At 51.1% G+C, this 23,279-nt stretch carries 20 protein-coding genes; 12 read left to right on the forward strand and 8 right to left on the reverse strand.

The annotated features are described in order from the left end of the window. The first annotated feature begins 21 nt into the window (after nucleotides 1-21). A complete protein-coding gene (locus tag SD10_RS05770) occupies nucleotides 22-738 on the forward strand; it encodes an SDR family oxidoreductase (RefSeq protein ID WP_046376089.1) in 717 nt (238 codons plus the stop codon). 61 nt (nucleotides 739-799) lie between these two features. Here SD10_RS05770 and SD10_RS05775 read toward each other — a convergent pair whose 3' ends face one another. Beyond that, nucleotides 800-1,285 (reverse strand): ankyrin repeat domain-containing protein, encoded by a 486-nt coding sequence (locus SD10_RS05775; protein ID WP_046376090.1) that lies wholly within the window; start codon nucleotides 1,283-1,285, stop codon nucleotides 800-802. 89 nt (nucleotides 1,286-1,374) lie between these two features. Between SD10_RS05775 and SD10_RS05780 the strand changes: the two genes are divergently transcribed. Continuing rightward, the gene (locus SD10_RS05780; protein ID WP_046376091.1) at nucleotides 1,375-2,607 is read left to right on the forward strand and encodes an FAD-dependent oxidoreductase; all 1,233 of its coding nucleotides are present in this window, start codon (nucleotides 1,375-1,377) and stop codon (nucleotides 2,605-2,607) included. Between the two features lie 42 nt (nucleotides 2,608-2,649). On the opposite strand, the gene SD10_RS05785 is transcribed toward SD10_RS05780, so the two are convergent. The 3 genes from SD10_RS05785 to SD10_RS05795 all read right to left on the reverse strand — a co-directional run bounded on the left by SD10_RS05785 (nucleotide 2,650) and on the right by SD10_RS05795 (nucleotide 8,764). Further along, the gene (locus SD10_RS05785) at nucleotides 2,650-3,792 is read right to left on the reverse strand and encodes an efflux RND transporter periplasmic adaptor subunit (protein WP_046579105.1); all 1,143 of its coding nucleotides are present in this window, start codon (nucleotides 3,790-3,792) and stop codon (nucleotides 2,650-2,652) included. Between the two features lie 210 nt (nucleotides 3,793-4,002). Continuing rightward, complete coding sequence (locus tag SD10_RS05790; protein WP_052731086.1) at nucleotides 4,003-7,230, reverse strand: efflux RND transporter permease subunit; 3,228 nt, start codon at nucleotides 7,228-7,230, stop codon at nucleotides 4,003-4,005. 97 nt (nucleotides 7,231-7,327) lie between these two features. Then, nucleotides 7,328-8,764: a TolC family protein gene (locus SD10_RS05795; protein ID WP_082111529.1), complete on the reverse strand. Its 1,437-nt coding sequence runs from the start codon at nucleotides 8,762-8,764 to the stop codon at nucleotides 7,328-7,330. 236 nt (nucleotides 8,765-9,000) lie between these two features. Between SD10_RS05795 and SD10_RS05800 the strand changes: the two genes are divergently transcribed. The 3 genes from SD10_RS05800 (at nucleotide 9,001) to SD10_RS05810 (ending at nucleotide 11,706) form a co-directional block, all read left to right on the forward strand. Next, nucleotides 9,001-9,585, forward strand: coding sequence for a hypothetical protein (locus SD10_RS05800; RefSeq protein ID WP_046376092.1), 585 nt, complete (start codon nucleotides 9,001-9,003; stop codon nucleotides 9,583-9,585). Nucleotides 9,586-9,763: 178 nt separating this feature from the next. Beyond that, nucleotides 9,764-10,441: a response regulator transcription factor gene (locus SD10_RS05805; RefSeq protein ID WP_046376093.1), complete on the forward strand. Its 678-nt coding sequence runs from the start codon at nucleotides 9,764-9,766 to the stop codon at nucleotides 10,439-10,441. Beyond that, entirely contained in the window at nucleotides 10,438-11,706 is a 1,269-nt protein-coding gene (locus tag SD10_RS05810; RefSeq protein WP_046376094.1) for a sensor histidine kinase, read from the forward strand. The genes SD10_RS05805 and SD10_RS05810 overlap by 4 nt, the downstream gene beginning before the upstream one ends. Here SD10_RS05810 and SD10_RS05815 read toward each other — a convergent pair. After that, entirely contained in the window at nucleotides 11,703-12,488 is a 786-nt protein-coding gene (locus SD10_RS05815; RefSeq protein WP_046376095.1) for a DUF2490 domain-containing protein, read from the reverse strand. The genes SD10_RS05810 and SD10_RS05815 overlap by 4 nt on opposite strands. A gap of 277 nt (nucleotides 12,489-12,765) precedes the next feature. Between SD10_RS05815 and SD10_RS05820 the strand changes: the two genes are divergently transcribed. Beyond that, entirely contained in the window at nucleotides 12,766-14,682 is a 1,917-nt protein-coding gene (locus tag SD10_RS05820) for a S9 family peptidase (protein ID WP_227699154.1), read from the forward strand. A gap of 17 nt (nucleotides 14,683-14,699) precedes the next feature. Here the strand turns inward: SD10_RS05820 and SD10_RS05825 are convergent, their stop codons facing one another. Then, the gene (locus SD10_RS05825; RefSeq protein WP_046376096.1) at nucleotides 14,700-14,996 is read right to left on the reverse strand and encodes a hypothetical protein; all 297 of its coding nucleotides are present in this window, start codon (nucleotides 14,994-14,996) and stop codon (nucleotides 14,700-14,702) included. 590 nt (nucleotides 14,997-15,586) lie between these two features. Between SD10_RS05825 and dtd the strand changes: the two genes are divergently transcribed. From dtd to SD10_RS05855, 6 genes are all read left to right on the forward strand, one after another. Continuing rightward, nucleotides 15,587-16,039, forward strand: coding sequence for a D-aminoacyl-tRNA deacylase (gene dtd, locus SD10_RS05830; protein WP_046579112.1), 453 nt, complete (start codon nucleotides 15,587-15,589; stop codon nucleotides 16,037-16,039). Between the two features lie 90 nt (nucleotides 16,040-16,129). Then, nucleotides 16,130-16,774 (forward strand): O-methyltransferase, encoded by a 645-nt coding sequence (locus tag SD10_RS05835; protein ID WP_046376097.1) that lies wholly within the window; start codon nucleotides 16,130-16,132, stop codon nucleotides 16,772-16,774. A 16-nt stretch (nucleotides 16,775-16,790) separates the two neighbouring features. Continuing rightward, on the forward strand, nucleotides 16,791-19,208 hold the full coding sequence (locus SD10_RS05840) for a LysM peptidoglycan-binding domain-containing protein (RefSeq protein WP_046579114.1): 2,418 nt from the start codon (nucleotides 16,791-16,793) through the stop codon (nucleotides 19,206-19,208). 105 nt (nucleotides 19,209-19,313) lie between these two features. Next, nucleotides 19,314-19,886: a DUF3109 family protein gene (locus SD10_RS05845; RefSeq protein WP_046376098.1), complete on the forward strand. Its 573-nt coding sequence runs from the start codon at nucleotides 19,314-19,316 to the stop codon at nucleotides 19,884-19,886. A gap of 509 nt (nucleotides 19,887-20,395) precedes the next feature. Next, the gene (locus SD10_RS05850; RefSeq protein ID WP_046376099.1) at nucleotides 20,396-21,547 is read left to right on the forward strand and encodes a serine hydrolase domain-containing protein; all 1,152 of its coding nucleotides are present in this window, start codon (nucleotides 20,396-20,398) and stop codon (nucleotides 21,545-21,547) included. A gap of 125 nt (nucleotides 21,548-21,672) precedes the next feature. After that, nucleotides 21,673-22,008, forward strand: a complete 336-nt coding sequence (locus SD10_RS05855; protein WP_046376100.1) for an MGMT family protein — start codon at nucleotides 21,673-21,675, stop codon at nucleotides 22,006-22,008. A 3-nt stretch (nucleotides 22,009-22,011) separates the two neighbouring features. Here SD10_RS05855 and SD10_RS05860 read toward each other — a convergent pair whose 3' ends face one another. Continuing rightward, nucleotides 22,012-22,560, reverse strand: coding sequence for an NADPH-dependent FMN reductase (locus SD10_RS05860; RefSeq protein WP_046376101.1), 549 nt, complete (start codon nucleotides 22,558-22,560; stop codon nucleotides 22,012-22,014). Between the two features lie 16 nt (nucleotides 22,561-22,576). Continuing rightward, nucleotides 22,577-23,143, reverse strand: a complete 567-nt coding sequence (locus tag SD10_RS05865; protein ID WP_046376102.1) for a precorrin-2 dehydrogenase/sirohydrochlorin ferrochelatase family protein — start codon at nucleotides 23,141-23,143, stop codon at nucleotides 22,577-22,579. Nucleotides 23,144-23,279: the final 136 nt, after the last annotated feature.

Raw genomic sequence — 23,279 nt, forward strand, 5'->3', positions numbered from 1 at the left:
CTTATTATTATTCGTTTATTCATGGCAGACAACAACAAAACCGCGCTCATTACGGGCGGCTCGAAGGGCATTGGCTATGGCGTGGCCGAGGTGCTTATTCGGGAGGGTATTAACGTGGCGATTACAAGCCGCTCATCGGTAGCCGCTGAATTGGCCGCGGCCAAACTAAATGAAATCGGACCGGGATCGGCGCTTGGCCTGGCGGCCGATGTTCGTGATCTGGCCTCGCAGCAACGGGCCGTCGACACTATTTTACAGCAATGGGGGCAGCTCGACTACGTGATTGCCAATGCTGGTGTGGGTCACTTTGCTTCCATTCAGGAACTCACTCCTGAGTTGTGGCACGAAACCATTGATATAAACCTGACGGGTGTCTTCTATACCGCGAAAGCGACACTGGCTGCGTTGAAACAAACAGAAGGTTATTTTATTACCATTTCGAGTCTGGCCGGGACCAACTTCTTTGAAAAAGGAGCGGCCTATAACGCCAGTAAGTTTGGCCTGGTGGGTTTCTCACAAGCCATTATGCTCGACCTGCGTAGTGAGGGCATCAAAGTAACGACAATCATGCCAGGCTCGGTAGCTACGTATTTCAACGATCACGAGCCCAACGAGAAAGACGCCTGGAAAATACAGCCGGAAGACATCGGGCAGATCGTTGCTGATCTGATTCACATGCCTGCCCGTACGCTCCCCAGCAAGATTGAAGTTCGCCCGACGCGGCCGGGTGGGAAATAGGCTGAAAGATTAAGTAATGGCGCAAGGCCGGCGCCAGCGTGGCCCGGCCCTGCGCCATTACTTAATCTTTCAGCAGCAGCCAGGCTTCTTCGTTGCCTTGCTGAACGGCCAGATCGAGGGCGGTCAGCCCACGCTTGTCTTGAATGTATTTGTTGGCACCCGCATCCAGCATCAGCTTTACGAGTGCATTCCGGCCAAACAAGGTCGCAAACATCAGAGCCGTGCCGCCGTTGCCATTTTGTATATTGAGGTCAGCGCCATGCTCAATTAGCAGTTGGGCAATCTCGGGGTAGCCTTTAAAACAAACACCCATTAGCGCTGTATTACCGCTCAGATCCTGCGCATTGACATCTGCCTTGGCGGCCAGCAGCGCTTTGGTAGCGTCTGCATGCCCATCATAAGCGGCTATGATCAAGGCCGTAAAACCTTTGCCGTCTTGTGTATTGACATCAACCTGTTCATCAATTAATTTTTTGATGTAGGCCGTATCACCCTTACGGGCGGCATCAAAGAGTAGGTCTTCGGGGCGATAGGAATAAAAAGACATAAACAAGTACAGTTGAGCACGTCGAAATTGACGTTACCAGATAAGTAAACAAAGGAACATGGATTGTTTGTTTTAAAAAAGTATAGTCTATGTCAACCGCATCTCAGTCTCAGGAAACGATAACGACCCGCTGCTGTGTTGTCGGTGGTGGGCCGGCCGGAATGATGCTGGGCTTTCTGCTGGCTCGCTCGGGCGTGGAGGTGGTTGTGCTGGAAAAGCACCGCGATTTTCTGCGCGATTTTCGTGGAGATACCATTCACCCGTCTACCCTTGAGCTACTGGCTGAACTGGGACTGCTTACTGAATTTCTTCAGCTACCACATCAGGAGCTGCGGGCGGTTCAGGCAACAGTCAATGGGCAAACGGTACCCATTGCCGATTTTGCTCATTTGCCAACTCAGTGCAAGTTCATTGCGTTTATGCCCCAGTGGGACTTCCTGAATTTTCTGGCCGCAAAAGGTAAGCAATACCCGACTTTTCGCCTGCATCTGCAAACGGAAGCAACAGACCTAATGGAAGAGAAGGGGGCGATTGTGGGCGTGCAAGCGACAACGCCCACGGGCAAACTCATCATTCGGGCCGATTTAGTGGTGGGCACCGATGGCCGAAACTCCCTCGTCCGGCAAAAAGCGGGTTTGTCGGTACAGGATTTTGGGGTTCCAATTGACGTGCTCTGGATGAGAATTCCGAAAGATCCAGCCATTGGAGAGATGTCGTTGGGCTACTTCAAGTCGGGCAAGTTTATGGTTCTGATTGATCGGCACGACTACTTTCAATGCGGCTATATCATTCCGAAAGGGCAGTTCGACTCGATAAAACAACGGGGAATAGCGGCTTTGCAGGCCGATATTCGGGAATTGGCTCCTTTTGTGGGCGATCAGGTCAACGAGCTGAACTCTTGGGATCAGGTCAGCTTATTGACGGTGAAAGTTGACCGGTTGCGGCAGTGGTATAAGCCGGGGTTGCTTTGCATTGGTGATGCAGCTCATGCCATGTCGCCAGCGGGTGGAGTCGGTGTTAATATGGCGATTCAGGATGCAGTGGCTACGGCTAATCTATTGACTGGCTCTCTACAAGAAGGACCGGTAGGTGTTCAGCAACTAGCCAGCGTTCAGCGTCGTCGTCAGTGGCCGGTTCGGGTTATTCAGGCGGGTCAGATTGCCGTTCATAAACGGCTGATCAATGCGTCGATCACCCAACCTGCTGTTGTTCCTCCATACATCATCTGGTTATTTCGGCACGTACCCTTAATCCGTCGTCTACCTGCTTACCTGATCGGTATAGGGCCCCGACCCGAACACATCCGCACAACGGTAAACTGACAGACTGTAGAGCCAAGGTTTATCGAGCTAGCGTCTATCCGTTTACCGTTTGGCGGACTGAATCGCCTGGCCATCCCGGATTTCTTCGGAGGCTTTCTTCACAATAGTTGTTCCGGCCGGTAGGTCGCCGAACACCTCGACCAAACTATCGACGACATTACCTTTCTGAACCGATACCCACTGCGCCCGGTTGTCATTCACCTTAATGACAAACATCTTTTCGCTCGAACTCACCACCGATGTTGTCGGAACGAACATGGTTTTGCCCGATCTTGTTACCGGCATCATCACCTCGGCGTACATACCGGATTTGAGTTCGTGTGACGCGTTGGCAACGTCGAATTCGGCCATCATCGCCCGGTTGGCTTCTACCAGGCTTTCAGCCGAACGAGCCAGTTTGGCGTTGAAATGCCGGTCGGGCATGGCGTTTACGGTGAACGAAACGGCACTCTTGTTTTGGAGTTGATTGGCAAACGTTTCGGGAATGGCTACCGTCAGGCGCAACGTGCGGCTATCTTCCAGTACGAACAATGGTTTGCCGCTGTCACCTGCACCGACCAACGCGCCGGGACTGATATTTCGTTCGATCACCATACCGTCGAAAGGAGCGGTAATGGTGAGGTATTGCCGAAGCTCTGTTTTGGCCTGGTAGTTGGAGCGGGCGGCCTGCACCGTTCCCTTCGCTACAGCAACCATCGCGCTATCGGCCTGCATTTTTGCCAACGCCTGATCCAGTTCATTGGCCGAGACGGCTCCTTCCATTTTGGCTGTTTGCACCAACCGATTGTAGGTCAGTCGGCTGGCGCGAGCGCGCGTTGTTTGTTCAACCAGAGTTGCCTCCTGCGCCTGAACCTGCGCCTGTGCCTGACTAAGTTCCGAAATTACTTCGGGTGCGTCGAGCCGGGCCAGTACCTGTCCTTTATGAACCGTTGTGCCCCGATCTACGGCGATTTCGCGCACAAACCCTTTTACTTTAGCATACATATTCACCCGATTCCAGGGCTTCAATTCACCGGGCAGGGTTACCCGGTTGTTGGGCTGCAGGGCTTGTACAGTCGTTACTTCAACCTGTTGTATGTCAGGTTCTTTCGTGGCCGCCGGTTTGTTGTCGCTGCTGGCCGACGAACAGGCCGCAAAGCCCACCGCAACGGATGTGATTCCTACAGCGGTTAAAAGCGTTTTCATCTTTGTAAAAGAGCGATTGGGAATTAACGAAGTCATGTCTGTTTCGGTTGGAGGTGAACAATCGACGAGGATAAAGTACGGGCTACCCGCACGGCTTGGTAAGGGGCATTCCCGTGGTCTGTGTCTTCACGGACCGCTCACGCCGTTGCAGACAAATTTTCCTGCCGGATATAGGGTCCGTGCGGACACGGACCACGGGAATAGTTTAGGCTACAGGCCGGGACTCAGTTCGTGATGATAAAATTTGCTTTCCGGGTCTTCCGGGTCCAGCGACACCGATTGGGTGGTCGCTTTTGTCTGGAATTGAGTGAACACACAGGGCAGAATCAGCAACGCTGCCAGCGTCGAGGCAATCAAGCCGCCAATAACGGCCTGGCCAAGCGGAGCAATCTGATCGCCCCCTTCGCCAAGACCCGACGCCATGGGCACCATGCCGGCAATCATGGCGATACTGGTCATCAGAATCGGGCGAATCCGACTGTTGGCGGCCAGCACAACGGCCTTGCGGGTGTCGCCGATTTCCAGGCGTAGGTTCTCGGCATTCGTTACCATCAGAATGGCGTTGGCGACTGATACCCCCACCGACATGATCAGGCCCATATACGATTGGAGATTAAGCGTAGCACCGCAGGCCAGCAGCATGAGCAAGGCTCCAGCTACCACCGCCGGAATGGCCGCCAGAATTACCAGCGACAGCTTAAAGGACTGATAGTTAGCCGCCAGTAGTAAGAAAATAATGACAATGGCCACGAGCAGACCTGTTTGCAAACTGCTCAGGGTATCGGTCAGAAGGCTGGTTTGCCCACCCAGTTCGACCAGAACACCACGGGGAGGTTCGCCTGCTTCTTTGATGGCTTGCTGCACGGCTTTTTGTGCCGTGCCCAAGTCTTTTTTCTGTAAATTGGCCGTGATCGTGACGAGTCGGTTTGGGCCCGCCCGGTCATATTCTCCCGGCGCCGTTCCTTCCGAAAAAGTGGCTACATCCGATAGGAGCGGGTGCATCTCCCCACTCTTCAACGGAATATTGCCAATGTCGCTGGCGCTGCTCATCTGATACTCCGGAATCTGCACCTGCACCTGATAAGCCAGCCCTTTCGATTCATCGAGCCAGAGGTTCTTGTCTGTAAACCGGCTGGAGGAAGTGGCAGCGACCATCGACCGGGCCACCTGCGTAGAGGTAACGCCCAACTGGCCCGCCCGCTCGCGGTTCATCGTTACTTTCAGGATGGGGTAGGCCAACGGTTGGGCAATCTGAACATCGCGCAGAAAGTCGATCTTCGTCATCCGCTCCCGAATCTTGTTGGCAAACCGGCCGGCTTCACTCAGATCTTTGGCGGCTACCGTCACTTCAATGGGCGTCGATGCCCCCTGGCTCATGATCTTTTCCGTCAGCTCGATTGGCTCAAATGAAATGTTGGCCGTAGGTAACGCCTTCGCGATCCGTGCCCGAAGATCCTCTTTCAGGTTGTCCATGTTCACCGGATGCTCCTCTTTCAGCGAGACCTGCAAAACGGCTTCGTGCGGACCACTGTTGAACACGAAGATGTTGGATGTTCCGTAGCTGGACGGAACTGTTCCCACGTAAGCAGATGAAATCTCGACGTTGTCTTTCCCGACGGCTTCTTTGATGATGTCGAGTACTTTCAACGTGGCGGTTTCGGTTCGTTCCACGCGTGTGCCATCGGGAATTCGCAGCCGCATCTGAAACTGGTGACTGTTGCCGTGGGGCAGAATGTCGGTACCAATCACCATGAAACACACGACGATGATGGCCAGACTTCCCGCCAGATAGCCACTCACAACCAGCTTCCGACGGTTCAGGACGTTTTCAAGTACCGATGAATAGCGTTGTTTAAACTTCTCGAAACCAGTCACTTTCGTTGCCGGATGATCGCCTTCATGCAGCATGGCGTGGCGTTCCTGCGCATCGAGGGCCAGTGTGGGCGCTTCGTGTGGGGGATGGCTTTTGAGCAACCAGTTTGCCAGTACGGGTACGAAGGTTTGCGAGAGCAGGAATGACGCAATCATGGCAAACCCAACGGATAGCGACAGGGGCAGGAACATGGAACGCGGTACGCCACTCATCACGAAAGCCGGTGCGAATACGGCAAGAATAGCCAGCAGAATCAGAAATTCGGGGAAAACGATTTCCTTACAGGCATCCCAGATGGCAACGGCTTTGGGCTTGCCCGTCTCCAGGTGCTGGTGAATGTTCTCAATCGTTACGGTAGCCTGGTCAACCAGAATCCCGATGGCCAGCGCCAGGCCCGATAAGGTCATAATGTTGATCGTTTGGCCGCACAGGTTCAGCATGATTACGGCCGATAGAATCGAAATCGGAATCGTGACCACCACAATGATAACACTACGCCAGTCGCGCAAAAACAGCAGCACCATGAGACCCGTTAATACGGCTCCAAGAATACCTTCTGTAACGAGGCTTTTCAGGGCATTGGTAACGTAAACCGATTGGTCGAATTCGTAGGAAATCTTGACATCTTCCGGCACGGCAGCCCGAAGGTCGGGCATGGCTTTACGAATATTGCTGACCACATCCAGCGTCGAGGCATCCGACTTTTTAACCACCGGAATGTACACCGCCCGACGGCCGTTCACCAGCGCATAACCCACGGTTACGTCGGCACCATCTTCAACCGTCCCCACATCCCGAACGAACACCGTTGGACCCGAACCCACCCGAATCGGAATGTTCAGGAAGTCTTCCGGCCGTTTCACCAGGGAGTTGACGGGTGTCATCAGGGCTTTTTCACCAATGCGGATATTGCCAGCGGGTGAGGGCTGGTTATTGATCACAATGGATTTGATAACCTCTTCAGGAGTAAGCTGATAACTACGGACCAGTTGCGGGTTTACTTTGATAATGACTGTTCGCTGATTGCCGCCAAAGGGTGGGGGACTCGATACGCCCGGAATGCGGGAGAACATGGGCCGCACCCGCGATGACGCATAATCCTGAATTTCGTTTAGTGAGCGACTTGGACTTTCAAAGACCAGCTGGCCCACCGGCACCGAACTGGCGTCGAACCGAACGACCTGGGGTGGCACGGTTCCCTCAGGCATGTAGGCTTTGGCCCGCGAGACGTTGTTGGCTACCTCAGCCGCAGCCTGGGCCATATCCGTGCCGGGGTAGAACGATAGTTTAATAAGCGACAAGCCCTGAATCGTTTTAACATCGATGTCGCGAATACCCGATACATACAGGAAGTGATCCTGATAGCGGGTTGCGATGAATCCATCCATCTGATCAGGAGCCATGCCGCCATACGGTTGTACGACATAAATAGTGGGCAGATCGAGGCTCGGGAAAATATCGACCGGAATGGTGAAGAGCGACATCACCGAGAAAAATAAGAGCCCAATGACTGCCACAACCACCGAAATCGGTTTTCTCAGCGCGGAACGAATGATGTTGTACATGATTAATTAGTTTACGGTATTCGGTCTATGGTTGGCTGACGCAGGCGATGCTGACGCCGGTCCGCCGGTGCGGTCAGCCAACCACAAACCGTAAACCTTATTTAACCTGATTCATAAACAGCGATAAATCGCCCTCAGCAGCCGCCTTCAGCAGAAGGTAGCGCCACACGTTGCTGGTGGCTACATAGCCATCGACTTCAGCGCGGTTGAGGGTTACGACACTCTGGAGTAACGTCACCAAATCGGTCAGGCCGCTTTGGTAACGGGAGTTGGCCTGGTTATATGCCTGCCGGGCAGCCTGAAGCTGAACTGGAGCCTGACGGGCCTGTTCCAGCGCTACCTGATACTGCGTTTCGGCCTCCTGGTATTGTCGGGTAATTTGCAGACGCTGGGTGTTGAACAACTGCCGCGACCGTTCGACCAGAAACTGATCGGCGTGATAATCCTGCCGAACCCGGAGGATATTGGTCAGATTCCAGCGGGCTACGAGGCCAACCAGATAATTCCCGACCTGGTACCCCAGGCCATTCGCCTGATTGGCCAGAAAGATGTCGCCCTGATTCGAAAAGCCCGATCCACGGGCATTTCCGACGCCCACCAATGAGATCGTGGGCATTCCGGATCGTTGCGTGGCCAAGCTTCTGGCCGTCGACAGGTTGATCTGCGATTGAAAAAGCCTTAAGGTTGGGTTTTTTGGCGAGATGGAATCCGAGAGAAAATTACTGCTGGGCAGATTCGTATAGAAATGCATGCTATCGACCTGCATGTTAGGCTGCAATTGTCCGGCTAATTCGGAGAGACGCAGGCGCTGCACTTGTTCCTGTTGCTGGCTGCCTAACAGGAGTAGCCTGGCCCGAACGGCCTCTGCCGTAGCCAGCGAACTATCGACACCCGCCCGCATTCCCGACCGAACGCCCGCATCGACGACCCGTTTGAACGTTTGTGCACGCTCCAGGTTACTTCGTTGAATCTGAACCAGCTTCTGGTTGATAAGCAGGAGCAAATAGGCGTCGATTGTGCGAACCTGATGCTGGAAGATTTCATTTTCGTAATCAACCCGACTACGCTGTAAATCGGCTTCTGCAACGGCTATATTGGCCTTGATCCGGCCAAAATTAATGGCCCGCCACTCAATCACCGCACTGGTAAAGCTACCAAAGCTGGCCTGTGAGATTGCCGTTGGCCGAACGCCACCCGACGTCGAAATGGCGGTGCCTTCATTCGGGAAAAACGAGCCGTTCAGGCTGTTGCTGGTCGAGTAGGTATACTGATCCTGGACAATGAGCGAGGGCAACAGCTCAATCCGGCTGGCTTTTATGCGTCGCTCCGCACTGCTGACTTCGGCTTGTTTTGCTTTCAGGAACGGATATTGCCGAACGCTTTGGTCAACAAGTTGATGAAGTGGTATCATCTGGCTTTGCGCCTGATAGGTGAGCAAACCCAGCGTGAGCAGGAGTAAACCGCCCGCCTTTTTGGGGCAGCCAACGCGGGCCGGGAGCCCTGTTAACGAGTAGCAAGAATGTGCCTTTTTCATGGACAGCACCTGGTTGAACGAAGCTGACTTTCGACCAGGTGTCTACAAAACAAGAAGTCAATGTTGGAAACATTTGGGAAAACAGGCGTTGGTAGAAATATTTGGCTGGATTTTAAGGAATTAAGCGATTTTAAATAGCCTGTTAGGAGAATGAGTAGATTGCGTGTAAGATGAGTTTAGTACTGGAAATAAATGCAGCAGCTAGTATAGTAAAGCCACTTGACCACCATGTAAATATGACTGTATCGATGAAACTGCTCAAATCACTGGACTGGACTATCTCCACAATCCGGTTTCTCAAAAATCATTTTTTGACCATCTTCGGTTTAGGTCTGGTCGCTGCTTTTGGGCGAGCTATTCAGCTCAAGGCCTTCGGGCCAGTCAGTCCATTGTCGAATACGTTGCTCGAACTGGTTGTTGAGTCGGCCCGGATTCTGATATTCCTCTATACACTGGGCCTGACCAATGTCAGAAAAGGGGTAGTCCGCCTTGTTCAATTTGCAACAAATAAGCAGGGACGTGAACAGGGCTGGCGTTTAGCCATCCAAAAAATGCGGACGAATTGGGGTAGCCTGCTGGTCAATCTTGTGGCGTTTTTAGGTATAGCTTTCCTGTTTAACGCGCTGATTACTCATATTGCCTATGAGACCTGTTTGTACATAACCTTGAAAAGCCGCCAGGTTATCTCAAGCCAGGCTTCTGAATGGGCTATTATTTTGTTCTTTAAGAATATATCCGTCATTCCTTTTACACTGGTTTTTAACGCCCTGTTTTGCCTTTGGCTAGTCAATCAGCTCCCCAGGCGGATGGCGTATAAGTAAGTGCCGACTTGTCGTGTGTCAATGACGAACGCCCTGGAGTAGTTGATAGGCATCAACCAGGATTTGGTATACATAGGCTTGGCATCAAGCGTCTCGTTTATAAAATGCTCCCCCAAAACGTCCCAAATATTTCCAACATTGACAGCTACTTTAGGGGTCTACTAGCTTGGGTGACGTTATGAAAGTACTGGTTGTTGAAGATGAACAGGGCCTGGCCGAAAGCATTACCGAGTACATGGTGAAAGACGGCTACATATGCGAAACGGCGGCCACGTTTCAGGAGGCAGAAGAAAAGATACACCTGTACATCTACGACTGCGTTATCGTCGATCTAACCTTACCCGATGGCAATGGATTTCAAATCATTGAGACGCTCAAACGATTGATCGCGACCACCGGTGTAATCATTATATCGGCCCGTAACGCATTGGAAGACAAGTTAAAAGGGCTGGAAATTGGTTCGGATGATTACCTGACCAAGCCGTTTCATCTGTCGGAGCTCAACGCCCGGGTTAAGTCGTTGCTACGTCGGCGGCAGTTTGGCGGACACACAGAAATCCGATTCCGGGAGATCGTTGTGGTGCCCCATACCCGCAATGTTTTCGTGACGGGTCAGCCAACCCCGCTGTCGCGGAAAGAGTATGATTTACTGCTTTACTTTCTGTCGAACGTGGATGTTGCCCTGACCAAAGCATCGATTGCCGAACACCTCTGGGGCGACAACATCGACTCCGCCGATTCGTTCGATATGGTGTATTCGCACATTAAAAATCTGCGTCGCAAATTGCTTGAAAAAGGGGCCGCCGATTATGTACAATCCATCTACGGCATCGGTTATAAATTCAGTCAACCTTGAAACTCCTCACCAAAACCAACCGAATTTACCTGGCGTTTTCGCTGGTCATCTACCTGCTGACGGCGGTTGCTTTTTACCAGATTATCCGGCTGGTCATCTATGAGGAAGTCGAGAATCGGCTGCGGGTTGAAAAGCGCGATTTTCAAACCTACGTGCGCGCTCACAACGCTTGGTCGAACATTCCTTATTTTGTCGAGAATAAAATCAATGTGACGCCCGTAGTGGGAAGGGGTGCGCGCGGGGAGGAGTTTTCGGATACACTCATCCTGAACCGGTATGACCATGAGCTGATTCCGTTTCGTCAACTAACGTTTTATCAGCCCATTCAGGGCGTTGTGCATCGGGTTGAGATTCGCAAATCCCTGATTCAGACCTACCGTCTCATTGAAGTTATGACCGTGGCCATGATGCTCTTTCTGGGCTTGTTGCTGGCCGGTACGTTCTGGTTTCAGGGAAAGCTGTCGGGGCGTCTCTGGTATCCATTTTACGATACCTTAGCCCGGATTAAAGGCTTTGATTTGAGCAGTGGCGCGTCGCTCACACTGGACAGCCCCCAAATAACCGAGTTTCGGGAGTTGAATGACGTGTTGCAGAAAATGGCCGATAAGATGCAGCAGGATTACCGAAGCCTGAAGGAATTTACCGAAAACGCATCGCATGAGATGCAGACACCTCTGGCACTCATCAATGCTAAAGTAGAGCAACTCATTCAGAGTGAACAACTAACTGAAACGCAAACACATTGGATCGAGAGTATATATCAGGCTTCCCGGCGGATATCGCGTTTGAATCAGGGGTTGTTATTGCTAGCCAAAATTGAAAATCGGCAATTCAATGATAGCCAGATAATTGATTTGGCCGGCCTACTGACCGAAAAGTTAACCGATATGGAGGAGGTGTTGTCGTTCAAAGAATTGTCGGTAAGTATGCAGGCAATGAAGCCCTTCGATGTGATGCTCCCACCCGCGCTGGCCGATATTCTGGTGACGAATCTGGTCAATAACGCGATCAAACACAATCAGGTAAATGGCCGGATCGAGCTGGTCGCGACTACCGACAAGTTGTGCCTGAGTAATACGGGTGGCCAGTTGACATCATCCCCGGAGCGACTGTTCGAGCGGTTCAAGAAAGAGAGCACAGGGCCCGACTCGGTAGGACTGGGCTTGTCCATCATCCGGCAGATCGGCGATAGTTACGGCCTGAGCATTGACTATCAGGAAACGGAAGGTATTCACCAGTTTTGCCTGACCCGGTCGCAGCCTTAGTCGGGTTGTGTGGGGAGCTTTTCCGATGAATTCCGACGTTTTAGCCGATACGTGAGTCCTACGACCAGGTTGTTTTTCCCCGTTGCCAGTTGGGGAGTGAAGATTCCCTGATCGAAATTAGCCGCATTATAGTTGGTCTGGTTTACCCAGCCTAGTTGCAGAATCCACTGTTGATCAAACTGATAGCCGACACCGGCATACAGGCGGTTCCGTTCGAAGGTTGGCCCGACCGGATTAAGGAAAATCTCATCGTAGGCTGACAGGAAGGCCGTTTTCGCCGTAATTGTGTGGTTGTTTATCGGCACGAACATATTGAGTCGGTAGCGTATCCGACTGCGATACGGAGTCGTTCCATCACGGAAGGTAAACCAGCGTTGCTCTACCCGATAGCGGTGTTCAAACTTCAGCCGGGTCAGATACTGGTTAATGATCAGTTGCTCCCACAGTCGTTTCTCGGTGTTCAGCGGCCCGTCGGATAGGGCCTGATAATCGTAGGTCGCGTAACGCCCGCCGGCTACGGTCAGGGTAAAGTTTTTGTCGAGGTCGTAGCTGACTCCACCTTTCAATTCATTGTAGAAGAATTGGCTGAACACGCCATTGGCGCGGCCTTGTACTTCGGCGAAACCACCCCATTTTTTCTCGCCAGCAGGCAACTGGACGGTGGCGATCAACCAGGTTCCCCAGGGCGATGAGGGAGTAATGGATGTTTGGGCGAGACTGCGGCTGACGATGCTTGATAAAAGTATAATCAGAAAGGCAAAACGAAATCGAACGGGAATCACAACAGGTTACGTATAGTAAAGAGAGGTAAAATTACTCATCGTTACGCTCGTGTGAAACCAGGGGGTCAATCCTTAATAATTTGATAATCTACCGTTCGGATCGATGTGTACCGGATGGGGTTGTGTGCACCGGAGTAGGCAGAATTACCTTTCACTCAAATCATAGGCTAAAAATCTGGTAAGCAGCACGTAAGGCAAAAATTAATGAGCAACTTTGCTCCACTTGCTTTCTGTTGACTTCGATATATCATTCATTCCTCTACCTACTGGTTTCCCTATGAACAGCCAACTTCTCTCACGAACTCTTTTGCTCCTCAGCCTGAATGGGCTGGCAGGTATGACACAGGCCGGACCTGCGCCTAGGCCGACCGCTGTCCGGAAATACACCATTGAGCAGTTTATGAAGACCATTCGCTTTGGCGGGTCTGATATTTCGCCCGACGAGCAGACGGTGCTTTACAGCAGCAATCAGGATGGTGTGTTCAATCTCTATGAAATCCCATTCAATGGAACTGGTCAGCCCAAACAGTTGACCTCGTCAAAAACGAACGCCATTTTTGCCATTGGCTATCTGCCCGACGGCCGGATCCTGTACAGCAGCGATCAGGGCGGTAATGAGTTGAGCCATATCTACTTGCGGGAGAAAGATGGGGCCGTGGCTGATCTGACCCCTGCCGAAAAGACCAAATTTCAGTTTGCCGGGCTCAGCTATGATCGCAAAAGTTTTTTTTATCAATCGAACCAGCGCAACCGGGCCGCTTTCGATGTGTATGAAATGGACTTGGCAACCTTAAAACCAAAGCTGATTTTTGAGAATCCGGGAGGCTTTTTCCCCGGCGATGTGTCGCCCGATAAACGCTACATCGCCCTGGCAAAAACCATTACGACATCGAATGGCGACGTGTATCTGTATGACACGAAAACCAAAGAAACCAAACTGCTGACCAAACACGAAGGTGAGGTGAACAATGGGCCGGAAGGGTTTACGCCCGACGGGAAGAAACTCATGATTTCGACAGACGAAGGCAATGAATTCGCTTATGTAAAAGCGTATGACCTGGCCACCGGGCAAAGTACGGTGCTCGACAAGGCGAGCTGGGATATTTCGTCAGACTATCTGTCACATCATGGCCGTTACCGGGTACTGTCGGTAAACAACGACGCTCGAACCGAACTCAAAATCATCGATACCCGTACCAATCAGGCCATAAAGTTACCTGCATTGCCCGGTGGTGACGTAACGGGAGTGAACATTACCGACAGCGAAGGACGGATGACGTTTTATGTAAATAGCTCTAATTCGCCTGCAACCCTGTATTCGTACGATTTCAAATCCGGTAAAGTTACTCCGTTGGTGCGTGGATTGAATCCTGAAATCGATGCCAACGATCTGGTTGCGGGTGAGGTGGTGCGATATAAATCGTTCGATGGGATGGAGGTGCCTGCTTTATTGTATACACCCAAAGGCGCAACCGCTGGCGATAAGCTTCCCGCTATTCTGTCCATTCATGGTGGACCGGGTGGCCAAACTCGCCTGACCTACTCGCCGTTGGTGCAGTATCTGGTCAACAGCGGGTATGTGGTGCTGGCTGTCAACAACCGGGGTAGCTCGGGGTACGGCAAAACGTTTTATGCTGCCGACGACCGTAAACATGGTGATGCCGACCTGAAAGACTGCGTTGAATCCAAGAAGTTACTGGTGGCCACGGGCTATGTAGACCCGGCCAGAATCGGCATCATGGGCGGTTCATACGGCGGCTACATGACGCTGGCGGGCCTGACTTTTACGCCCGATGATTTTGCCGTTGGCGTCGACATTTTTGGGGTAGCCAACTGGCTTCGCACCCTAAACAGCATGCCCGAATGGTGGGGGCCACAACGCGACGCCATGTTCAAGGAAATTGGGCACCCGAAGACAGATTCGGTCGCTCTGTACAACAAGTCGCCTTTGTTTCATACGCAGCGCATCAAAAAGCCGTTGCTGGTAATTCAGGGAGCTAACGATCCGCGCGTATTGAAAATTGAATCGGATGAGATTGTGGCAAACGTGAAGAAAAATGGCGTGCCCGTCGAGTATGTCACGTTTCCCGATGAAGGGCATGGGTTCGTGAAGAAAGAAAATGAAATCACCGCTTATAAAGCGGTGAAAGAATTCCTGGATAAATACCTCCGGAGTCCGGATGTACTGAGGTAGCCGTCTGCCACCAACAGTTACTCCGTTTCGATAGCGTCAATGATTTTCGTAATGGTGCTGCGCTGAGCAGGAGTGACGGCTTCCGAAAGGGCCGTTAGTTCTGCTTTCAGCGTTTGCCATGCCGGTAAACTTAAAACAATGGCATCGGCCTGAAACTCGACCTGATTGCCCTGGTCGGTTTGGGTGATGGGCAATGGCTCCAGAACGGTTCGGGCAAATTCCATTCGTACCCGCTCTTTCACAAACGGAACTGGATCGAGGTTCGCGTCTTTCAAAATCTGTTTACTATATACTTTCGTTTTCTTCCACCACATAAAGGTATTGGCTGAGGAGGTCTCCCTGAAGTCTCGGGGCTCAAGGAGACCAAAATTAAGTAGCCGGATATGGGCTACCTCAGTGAATTCACATGTCTATAAAAAAACTTTACACCGAAGAAGGTGTAAAGCGAAAGTGCACTGGATTCTAGTGCAGCTTCCAGATGATTACGGGAATAAGTACCAGTTGAATAATCCTGAATCCAATCAATCAATATGGCGCAATAGCCAAAAAAGGCGGCTAACGCACTAACAAGTATGATTAGTAAAAAGAATGTTTTATTCATGGTTTCTAAATCCGCAGGGGGCGTCAAAGTTAAAAATGTAATCGTAAAGCTTATGACTGCTAAATCTGTAAAGAGTTTAATCGGGGTGAATACTTTTTTCTATTTATCTAGTATACGGTAAAAATCAACCAGTAAATCTGACACCCGCCAGATTAAAATTGACTTATTCATGCAAGTTTAACGTATATAAAGCGTAAACATATAATAATTCTGAGGAAACGGCTTATCAACTTGTCGATAAGAGGGCGGAGGAGTATAACAATTCATATGTACTTTTGCCGTATTACCTCTTGTATTTCTGCTATGATAGCCGTCATTCAGCGTGTTTCTCAAGCTTCTGTTGTTATTGATAATCAGGTGAAAAGTCAAATTGGCACCGGATTTCTTATTTTATTGGGTATCACGCATACCGACACCCGCGAGGATATTGATTGGCTGAGCCGAAAAATTGTCGGGATGCGAATTTTTAGCGACGAAGCAGGAAAGATGAACCTCGACCTGGCCGCCGTTGGTGGCGACATTCTGCTGATCAGCCAGTTTACCTTGCATGCCAGTACCAAAAAAGGAAATCGGCCCAGCTTTATCGAAGCCGCCCGGCCGGAAGTAGCCATACCGCTCTATGAAGCCATGATTGCTCAATTATCGGCTGAATTGGGAAAGCCTGTTCAAACGGGCGAGTTTGGGGCTGATATGAAAGTATCCCTGCTGAACGATGGTCCGGTAACTATTTTGATCGACTCAAAAGATCGGATTTAAGGTCAGGCATGACCAATATGTTACCGTTATCCGTTACTTTTACTAAAACCAGCCCGAACCGGCCGCATCTGTGAGCCGGCGAATTGCCGAATGGATTTTTTACCCCCCAATATTACGGCCTATGCCGATGCCCATACCTCGCCCGAAAGCGAGTTGCTGCGTCGGCTTAACCGAAACACCCACGCCCATGTAATGGCTCCCCGCATGCTGTCGGGGCATGTGCAGGGCCGCTTCCTGTCAATGATTTCGTGGATGATCCGGCCTCGGTATGTACTTGAAATTGGTACGTACACGGGTTACTCGGCGCTGTGTCTGGCCGAAGGGCTGGCCGATGGCGGGAAGCTTATTACGATCGATCAGAACGAAGAACTGGAAGAATTTGCCCGGTCTTACTGGCGGCAATCACCGCTGAACGATGCCATTGATTTTCGGCTTGGCACGGCAACAGACATACTCCCAACCCTAAACCAAACGTTTGACTTGGTGTTTATCGACGCTGATAAACGCAATCTATCCCTTTATTTTGACCTGATAATTGACAAAGTGCAACCCGGCGGCTTTATCCTGGCCGACAACGTATTATGGTCTGGCAAGGTTGTTGAATCGGTCAAACCGGCTGATTTAGACACACTTGCCGTCCAGGCCTTTAACCAAAAAGTTCATAATGATCCGCGCGTAGAGAATGTGTTGTTGCCCATTCGGGATGGGATTATGATACTTAGAAAACGGAACTGATTTACCGACAATGACAATGAATAAACTGCTAACTTCCTTAACTCTTTTCCTCATTCTGATCGGACTGAGCGTATCGGCCCAAACGACATCCATCCCAATTGTACCGGAGCAGGTAACGTTTGCCGATATTTCGGTACGGCTCAACCCCGATGCCCGGCGTATTGTGCAGCAGGACGTAAATGCTTTACTGGCCAACCGGCAATACTGGACGGCTAAACTTGATCGGGTGGTGTTGTACTTCCCCATGATTGAGTCTATCCTGATCGACGAAGATGTTCCGACTGATTTCAAATACCTAGCGGTTCAGGAAAGCTCGCTAACGCCCGATGCCGTATCTTCATCGACAGCTGTCGGCTACTGGCAGTTCAAGCGCGAAACCGCTGTTGATAACGGGTTGCGCGTGGATGAAGAAATCGACGAACGAAAAAGCATTACCGGCTCCACGCACGGAGCCGCCAAATACCTCAAAAAAAGCAATGGGCAGTTCAATAACTGGGTTGCTTCTCTATACTCCTATTACCTCGGGGCAGGGGGGATTGCCAAACTGATTCCGCCCGATTGGGCCTATGCCCGCGAAGTAGCGCTGGACGGGAATACAGATCGTTACATTCTGCGGTTTTTTGCCCATAAAGTCGCCATTGAAAGTGCGTTGAAGTTTCACCAGACGAGCAACCGGTTTGCGCTTATCGAATACCCGAACGGGGGCGGCAAAACCATGCGCTCCATTGCCGAAGAACTGGGCGTCGATGAATTTGAGCTTCGTAAATACAACCGTTGGGTGTTGGGCGATGGCGTACCGACCGACAAAGTTTACGTCATGGCGATTCCGGTAGCAAGCGATCAGATCAATGATATTCGGCAGAAAATCGTCAACGTCGACGCCAAGAAAACACCTGAATTTGTTCAGAACGATGTTGGCTTCCCTGTATTACGGCGCGTAACAACGGGCATGAGCAGCAAAAATGACCCGGTTCTGTACGAGATTAACGGTTTGCCTGGTATTCAGGCCCAGGCTGGTGACAATGCAGGATCACTGGCCCGGAAAGCGAAAATCAGTTTGTCGAGTTTCCTGCGCTACAACGACATGAGCGACCACGATCCGGTACTGGTCAATGATATCTATTATTTAGCCAAAAAACGCAAAAAAGCACTCGTGCCGTTTCATACGGTTCGCGAAGACGAAACGGCTCGGAGTATATCGCAGCGGTATGGCCTTCGGCTGAAGAAATTAATGCGCTACAACCGCCTGGATCGGGTGCAGAAACTGGCTACCGGGCGCGTTATGTGGCTGCGCGAACGCCGACCCAACAATAAGCCAATTGAAATCATCAATTCGCCTACGGCACCCGTCTACGACCGTACACCAACGCCCGCAACTCGTCAGGAGGTTGCCTCAGCGTCAACAGGTGGCGCTTCCCGACCCGTATCGGGTAGTGATGGCATTCCACGCAATGCTTCGGAACGGAAGATGTATCAGCCTAAATTAGTTGGTGGGGGAGTAACCCCCAATGATGGTACATCGGAGCCGGCTACCCCCCAGCGGCCGGAGCCGCAACGCCCGTCTATCCAGCCAACAACAAGCCCCGCCCCGACAACAACCAGGCCACCCGTACCAACCAGCACGAATCGGTCAGAAAGTAGTGATGGATCGCAGCGGGTTGTTATTGTCAGAACGCCCGATGGACCAGAACCAACTAAAGCGGTGCCGGTGGCTACCACACCTGAACGCGACAAGGCGGACAGCAATCCTGTAGCGACCGCACCGAAACCAAAAGATACCTACACGAGCACCCCACGTACGAAGCCCGCGCCGGTTGCCGACATGGATATGGGTCGCCCTGATATGGGTCGCCCTGAAACGGGCAAGTATGAGGGACCACGTGAGCAGCAGGCTGATGGATCACTGACCATTCCGACTGCCGCCCCAACGACCAAAGCGCCACCTCGCCCGGCTCCACCTGCCGTTACAAGAGCGGAAACGCGCCCGGCCGCACCCGTCATGACCAACCCGGAACCGAAAGAAATGACGGAAGCGGCCTCAACTCGCTCTTCTGCGCCTGCTAGCGTGAATCGGTCGGCGACAACGCACTCCGTAGAACCGGGCCAGACATATTACAGTATTTCTAAACTTTATGGGCTGACGGTTGATGAGTTACTTTCCCTCAACAATCTGACCACCGCCGATAAACTCGAAGTTGGACAAAAGCTGGCCGTGAAACTTACACCTGGCGGTCGGCTGGTGAAGCCATCGGTGACGACCAAAACAACATCGGCACCCGAATCGGCGGTGACGTATCATACCGTGGCAAAAGGGGAAACCATGTTCCGGATTTCGCAAATTTACGGAGTCACGATTGAGCAGATTCAAACATGGAATAACCTGACGGATTCAGGCGTTAAGGTGGGGCAGAAAATTAAAATTATGAAGCCTTAGTAGCCGGATTCCCTCTTGTAAAAAAGCCGCTCCGGACCGGGGCGGCTTTTTTAATTAACCGGGTTTATCACAAAAATTTGTCGGTCAACTTGTATCTTTACATACATGATACTGATTGACAATACCTGCATTAGCGACGATGTCGCCGAAAAATTTTTTGTTTGTAACTTAGATAAATGCAAAGGCGCTTGTTGCGTTGAAGGCGATATGGGTGCCCCTTTGGAGGGCGATGAGCCTGCCATTCTGGATCGAATTTATAAAGATATAAAGCCGTATTTATCGCCTGAAGGGATTCGCGTTATTGAACAGAAAGGTGGCTATGAATCCGATGAGACGGGTGGCTTTGTGACAACGACCGTAGCAGGACGGGAGTGCGTATATGCGACCTGGGACAACCGCGGTATTTTGAAATGCGGTATTGAAGAAGCGTATAATGATGGGAAGGTAGATTGGAAAAAACCCATTTCCTGTCATTTATACCCGATTCGTGTGACGAAATATGAGTCTTTCCACGCGTTGAATTACGATCGCTGGCCGATTTGCAGCCCGGCTTGTGGCCTCGGCGAACAGCTGAACGTGCCCATCTATAAGTTTGTCCGGGAAGCGCTAGTGCGGGCCTACGGTGAAGAATGGTATGGCCGTTTATCGAAGGCAATTGAAGAGAAAAGTGACGTTTAGCTAGTTGCTTTTCTCTCGTATTTATTTAGATAAAAATAGAGCCGATGCACCTGGAAACTGCCCGTCAGTTTGCCAGCATCGGCTCTATTTTTTGTGTAGCACGAGTAATGAGACGTTTTACGAAAGGAGTAGCCTATAACCAGCTTGTGTGTAAGCCGACAGAAATTTCCCTTCATTGAGCGACTATATAGCCTTTAGCGTATAGGATTTATCGTGGCTGCATGGGCTACAATCCTTTACTCAACTAAGTGGAAAATTTGCCAAAAAGCCGGCGTAGGTTTGGTAATAGCCATCCTACAGGGAAAAATATAACTCCAAATTAATTCAGATTAAAAAAAAGACATACCTTCAATCGATAAATACATTTTTTGCTCAAAACGGTGCTATAAAGTTGGCCTATTCTAACTTTAGTAAATTAACCGTAGTGCAAACAATGGTATGTTTATCGTATGGATCTCGGTTTAAGCTAATTGAACGAATAAAAATTGCCAGTAGGTTCATCAGTAGACATGGACACCAATTTATCATACCTATACCGGTGTATCGCCTGGAACCTACCGAATCTTGACGATCACCGGCGATTTCCTATACAGTTGATACCCAACAATCCGGAGCGGCTGATGCCGTTGTTGTTGGGGCCGGCATTAAAGGCAGGGCCCGTCACAATCACGCATCAGCAAAAAGCATCTCAGCAGTCGCTGGAGTCATTTCTGCATCAGTCAGGTACAACTTCGTTTCTGATCATTCATCAGAATAAGCTCATCTACGAAAACTATTTTGACGACTACACGGCCAATAGTGTAGTCACCTCCTTGTCGGTCACACACGCGCTCGTATCGGCATTGGTAGGAATCGCCTTAAACGAGGGTAGTTTGCCGGGTGTAGATAGCCCTGTTTTGCCGCAACTCCCTGAATTAGCTAACCGGATTAGTCCTGCTTTAACAATCCGGCATTTACTTTGCATGAGTTCCGGCCTATTGTACCGGGAAGGCCAAATGCCCTGGTCTGATGAGGCCCGGATTCACTACAGCCTTGATTTACGTCAACAACTCCTCGAGTGTGAATCCATTGAACCGCCCGGCCGCTACTACCACTATAACAAATACAATTTACTGTTGCTTGGGCGGTTATTGGAGAAGGTAACGGGCATGGCCGTGCCCGATTATTGCGCACAGAAAATATGGAGCCGGATGGGGGCCGAGCAACCGGCTTCCTGGAATATTGACAGTATCCATTCCGGCTTTGCTAAAATGGATACGGGCTTTAATGCGACTGCCCGCGATGTTGCCCGATTTGGCTTACTCTACTTAAACCAAGGCCGATTCGGTGATCAGCAAATTATTCCGGAAGCCTGGATAACGCAAAGCACCAGTATACCGCTGTTCGATGAAGCAGCCGACTACCAACGGTACATGAGCCGTAATAAGCCGCCCCTTGGCCAATGGGTATCCAGCCCCATAGGCTACTACAAATACTTGTGGTGGGGGTATCGCAACGGCCCGCATCAGGAGTCCGATTTTTTTGCGCTGGGCGATCTGGGGCAATTTATCTATTGCAGCCCTCTCCATGACACGGTCATCGTTCGGTTTGGTAAACGGTGGGGAAACATCGACTGGTGGCCGGTTTTATTCCGTGAGTTGATCGCGAAAATGAGAAACTAGTGAAGATAACCTAACTTGCAAGATACCAAGACGGCCGCGTTAGCAAGCAGATGTTTCGGAGTTGCCCGTGCGGTAGAAAAGAGCAGTTTGGGGTACGTATTGATCGAATAACTAGTTGGCAGATTATGCCCGAACAACGCGATTACTTTGAGGAAGTTTATGAGGTTGTCCGCCTGGTGCCCAAAGGCCGCGTAACAACCTATGGAACAATTGCCCGCTACCTGAGTCTGCGGGCTGGTGCCCGCATGGTGGGCTGGGCCATGAATGGCTGTCATAACCGCCCGGATGTACCCGCCCATCGGGTGGTTAATAGTGTGGGCGTACTGACGGGGAAACACTTTTTCGGCGGGCCGACCATCATGCAGCAACTGCTTGAGGACGAAGGCGTTCGGGTGGATAATGATCGGGTCGTTGAGTTCAAAACCCGCTTTTGGGACCCAATGATCGAATTGACTTTATAGTCGTTAAGCCGGCTGTTTCTTGAGCTGAACGGCCTGAACCAGGGCATCAAGAACATCCCTTAATTGCTGACTTAGGACAGAGTCGGTCACATGGCCGCTGGCGTCCAGTTTTGTCTTGACGAAGGGCACAATGAGCGACGCTTTTTCAGGAAGTTGAGCCGTCAGAATAGCGAGCGTATACGACAGCGCGGCATGTGCCCGTGAACCACCCGTGTCAGATGGCCCGGCGCTGATCACCCCAACGGGTTTATCGACAAATTCCCCCGAAGAGGCCAGCCAGTCAAGCATGTTTTTCAGAATGCCAGGCATGCTGTGAATGTATTCCGGGGTGCAGAACAGTACAGCATCCGCTTCCTGAAGCAAGGTTCGTAGTTTGTTGATCGACTCGGTTTTGTTTTCCTTGTCACGCTCAGGGCTAAACGCTGGAATGTCGTCTAGTCCATCGTAGAGCGTAATGGTTACGGTGGTCGGGGCCAGTTCGGCTGCAGCGCGAAGGAGCGATGTGTTTGTGGATCCGGCCCGGAGGCTACCCGATATGGCGAGAATGTGCATGGCGGTACGTCGATATCTACCGCAACACCTTGGTGATCTCGTTTAGTTTCTCCATTTTCTGCACAAAATCGCCTTTGAGCTGATTTCGGATGGCTGTCAGGTTTTCGAGGGTTTCCTGCAAGCTATCGGGTAAAATTTCTTCGAGAACTTCCCGAAACCGCTTGGCAAATGTGGGCGACTTGCCGTTGGTCGATATAGCGATTTTTAAATCTCCTTTCTTGACCACCGAACTCAGGTAAAAGTCGCATAAGTCGGGCGTATCGGCTACGTTGACCAAAATTCGCCGGGCTTTGCAATCTTCCTGCACCAGTCGGTTGACTGCCTTGTCGTTGGTGCCGACAATGACCAGATCTTTGTCGGAAAGGTAGAGCGAGTGATAGGGCTCCTGAATGAGTTGTAGCTTAGGATATTGCTGCGCCATTTCCCGAATTTCACCCCGAATCTCGGACGCTACCAGCGTGACTCGGGCTTCCGGCGAATTGCCGAGCAAAGCTGTGAGCTTCTCCAGCCCGACATATCCCCCGCCAACGATGAGCACGTGCAGGTTTTCGGCCTTGACAAAAATTGGGAAGAGGGTGTTCATGGGAAACAAGTTCTAAACGGTGTAAAGTAGAAAAAGTCGTAAGTCGCAGCAGGAGTAAATCGCGGGTGTCAGCCAGACTCTACGGCCTTATGGCAAACTTACGACTTCTATACCTACTTTGACTGACGACTTTTCT

It is taken from the genome of Spirosoma radiotolerans (genome assembly GCF_000974425.1).
GTDB classification, from domain to species: Bacteria; Bacteroidota; Bacteroidia; order Cytophagales; family Spirosomataceae; genus Spirosoma; species Spirosoma radiotolerans.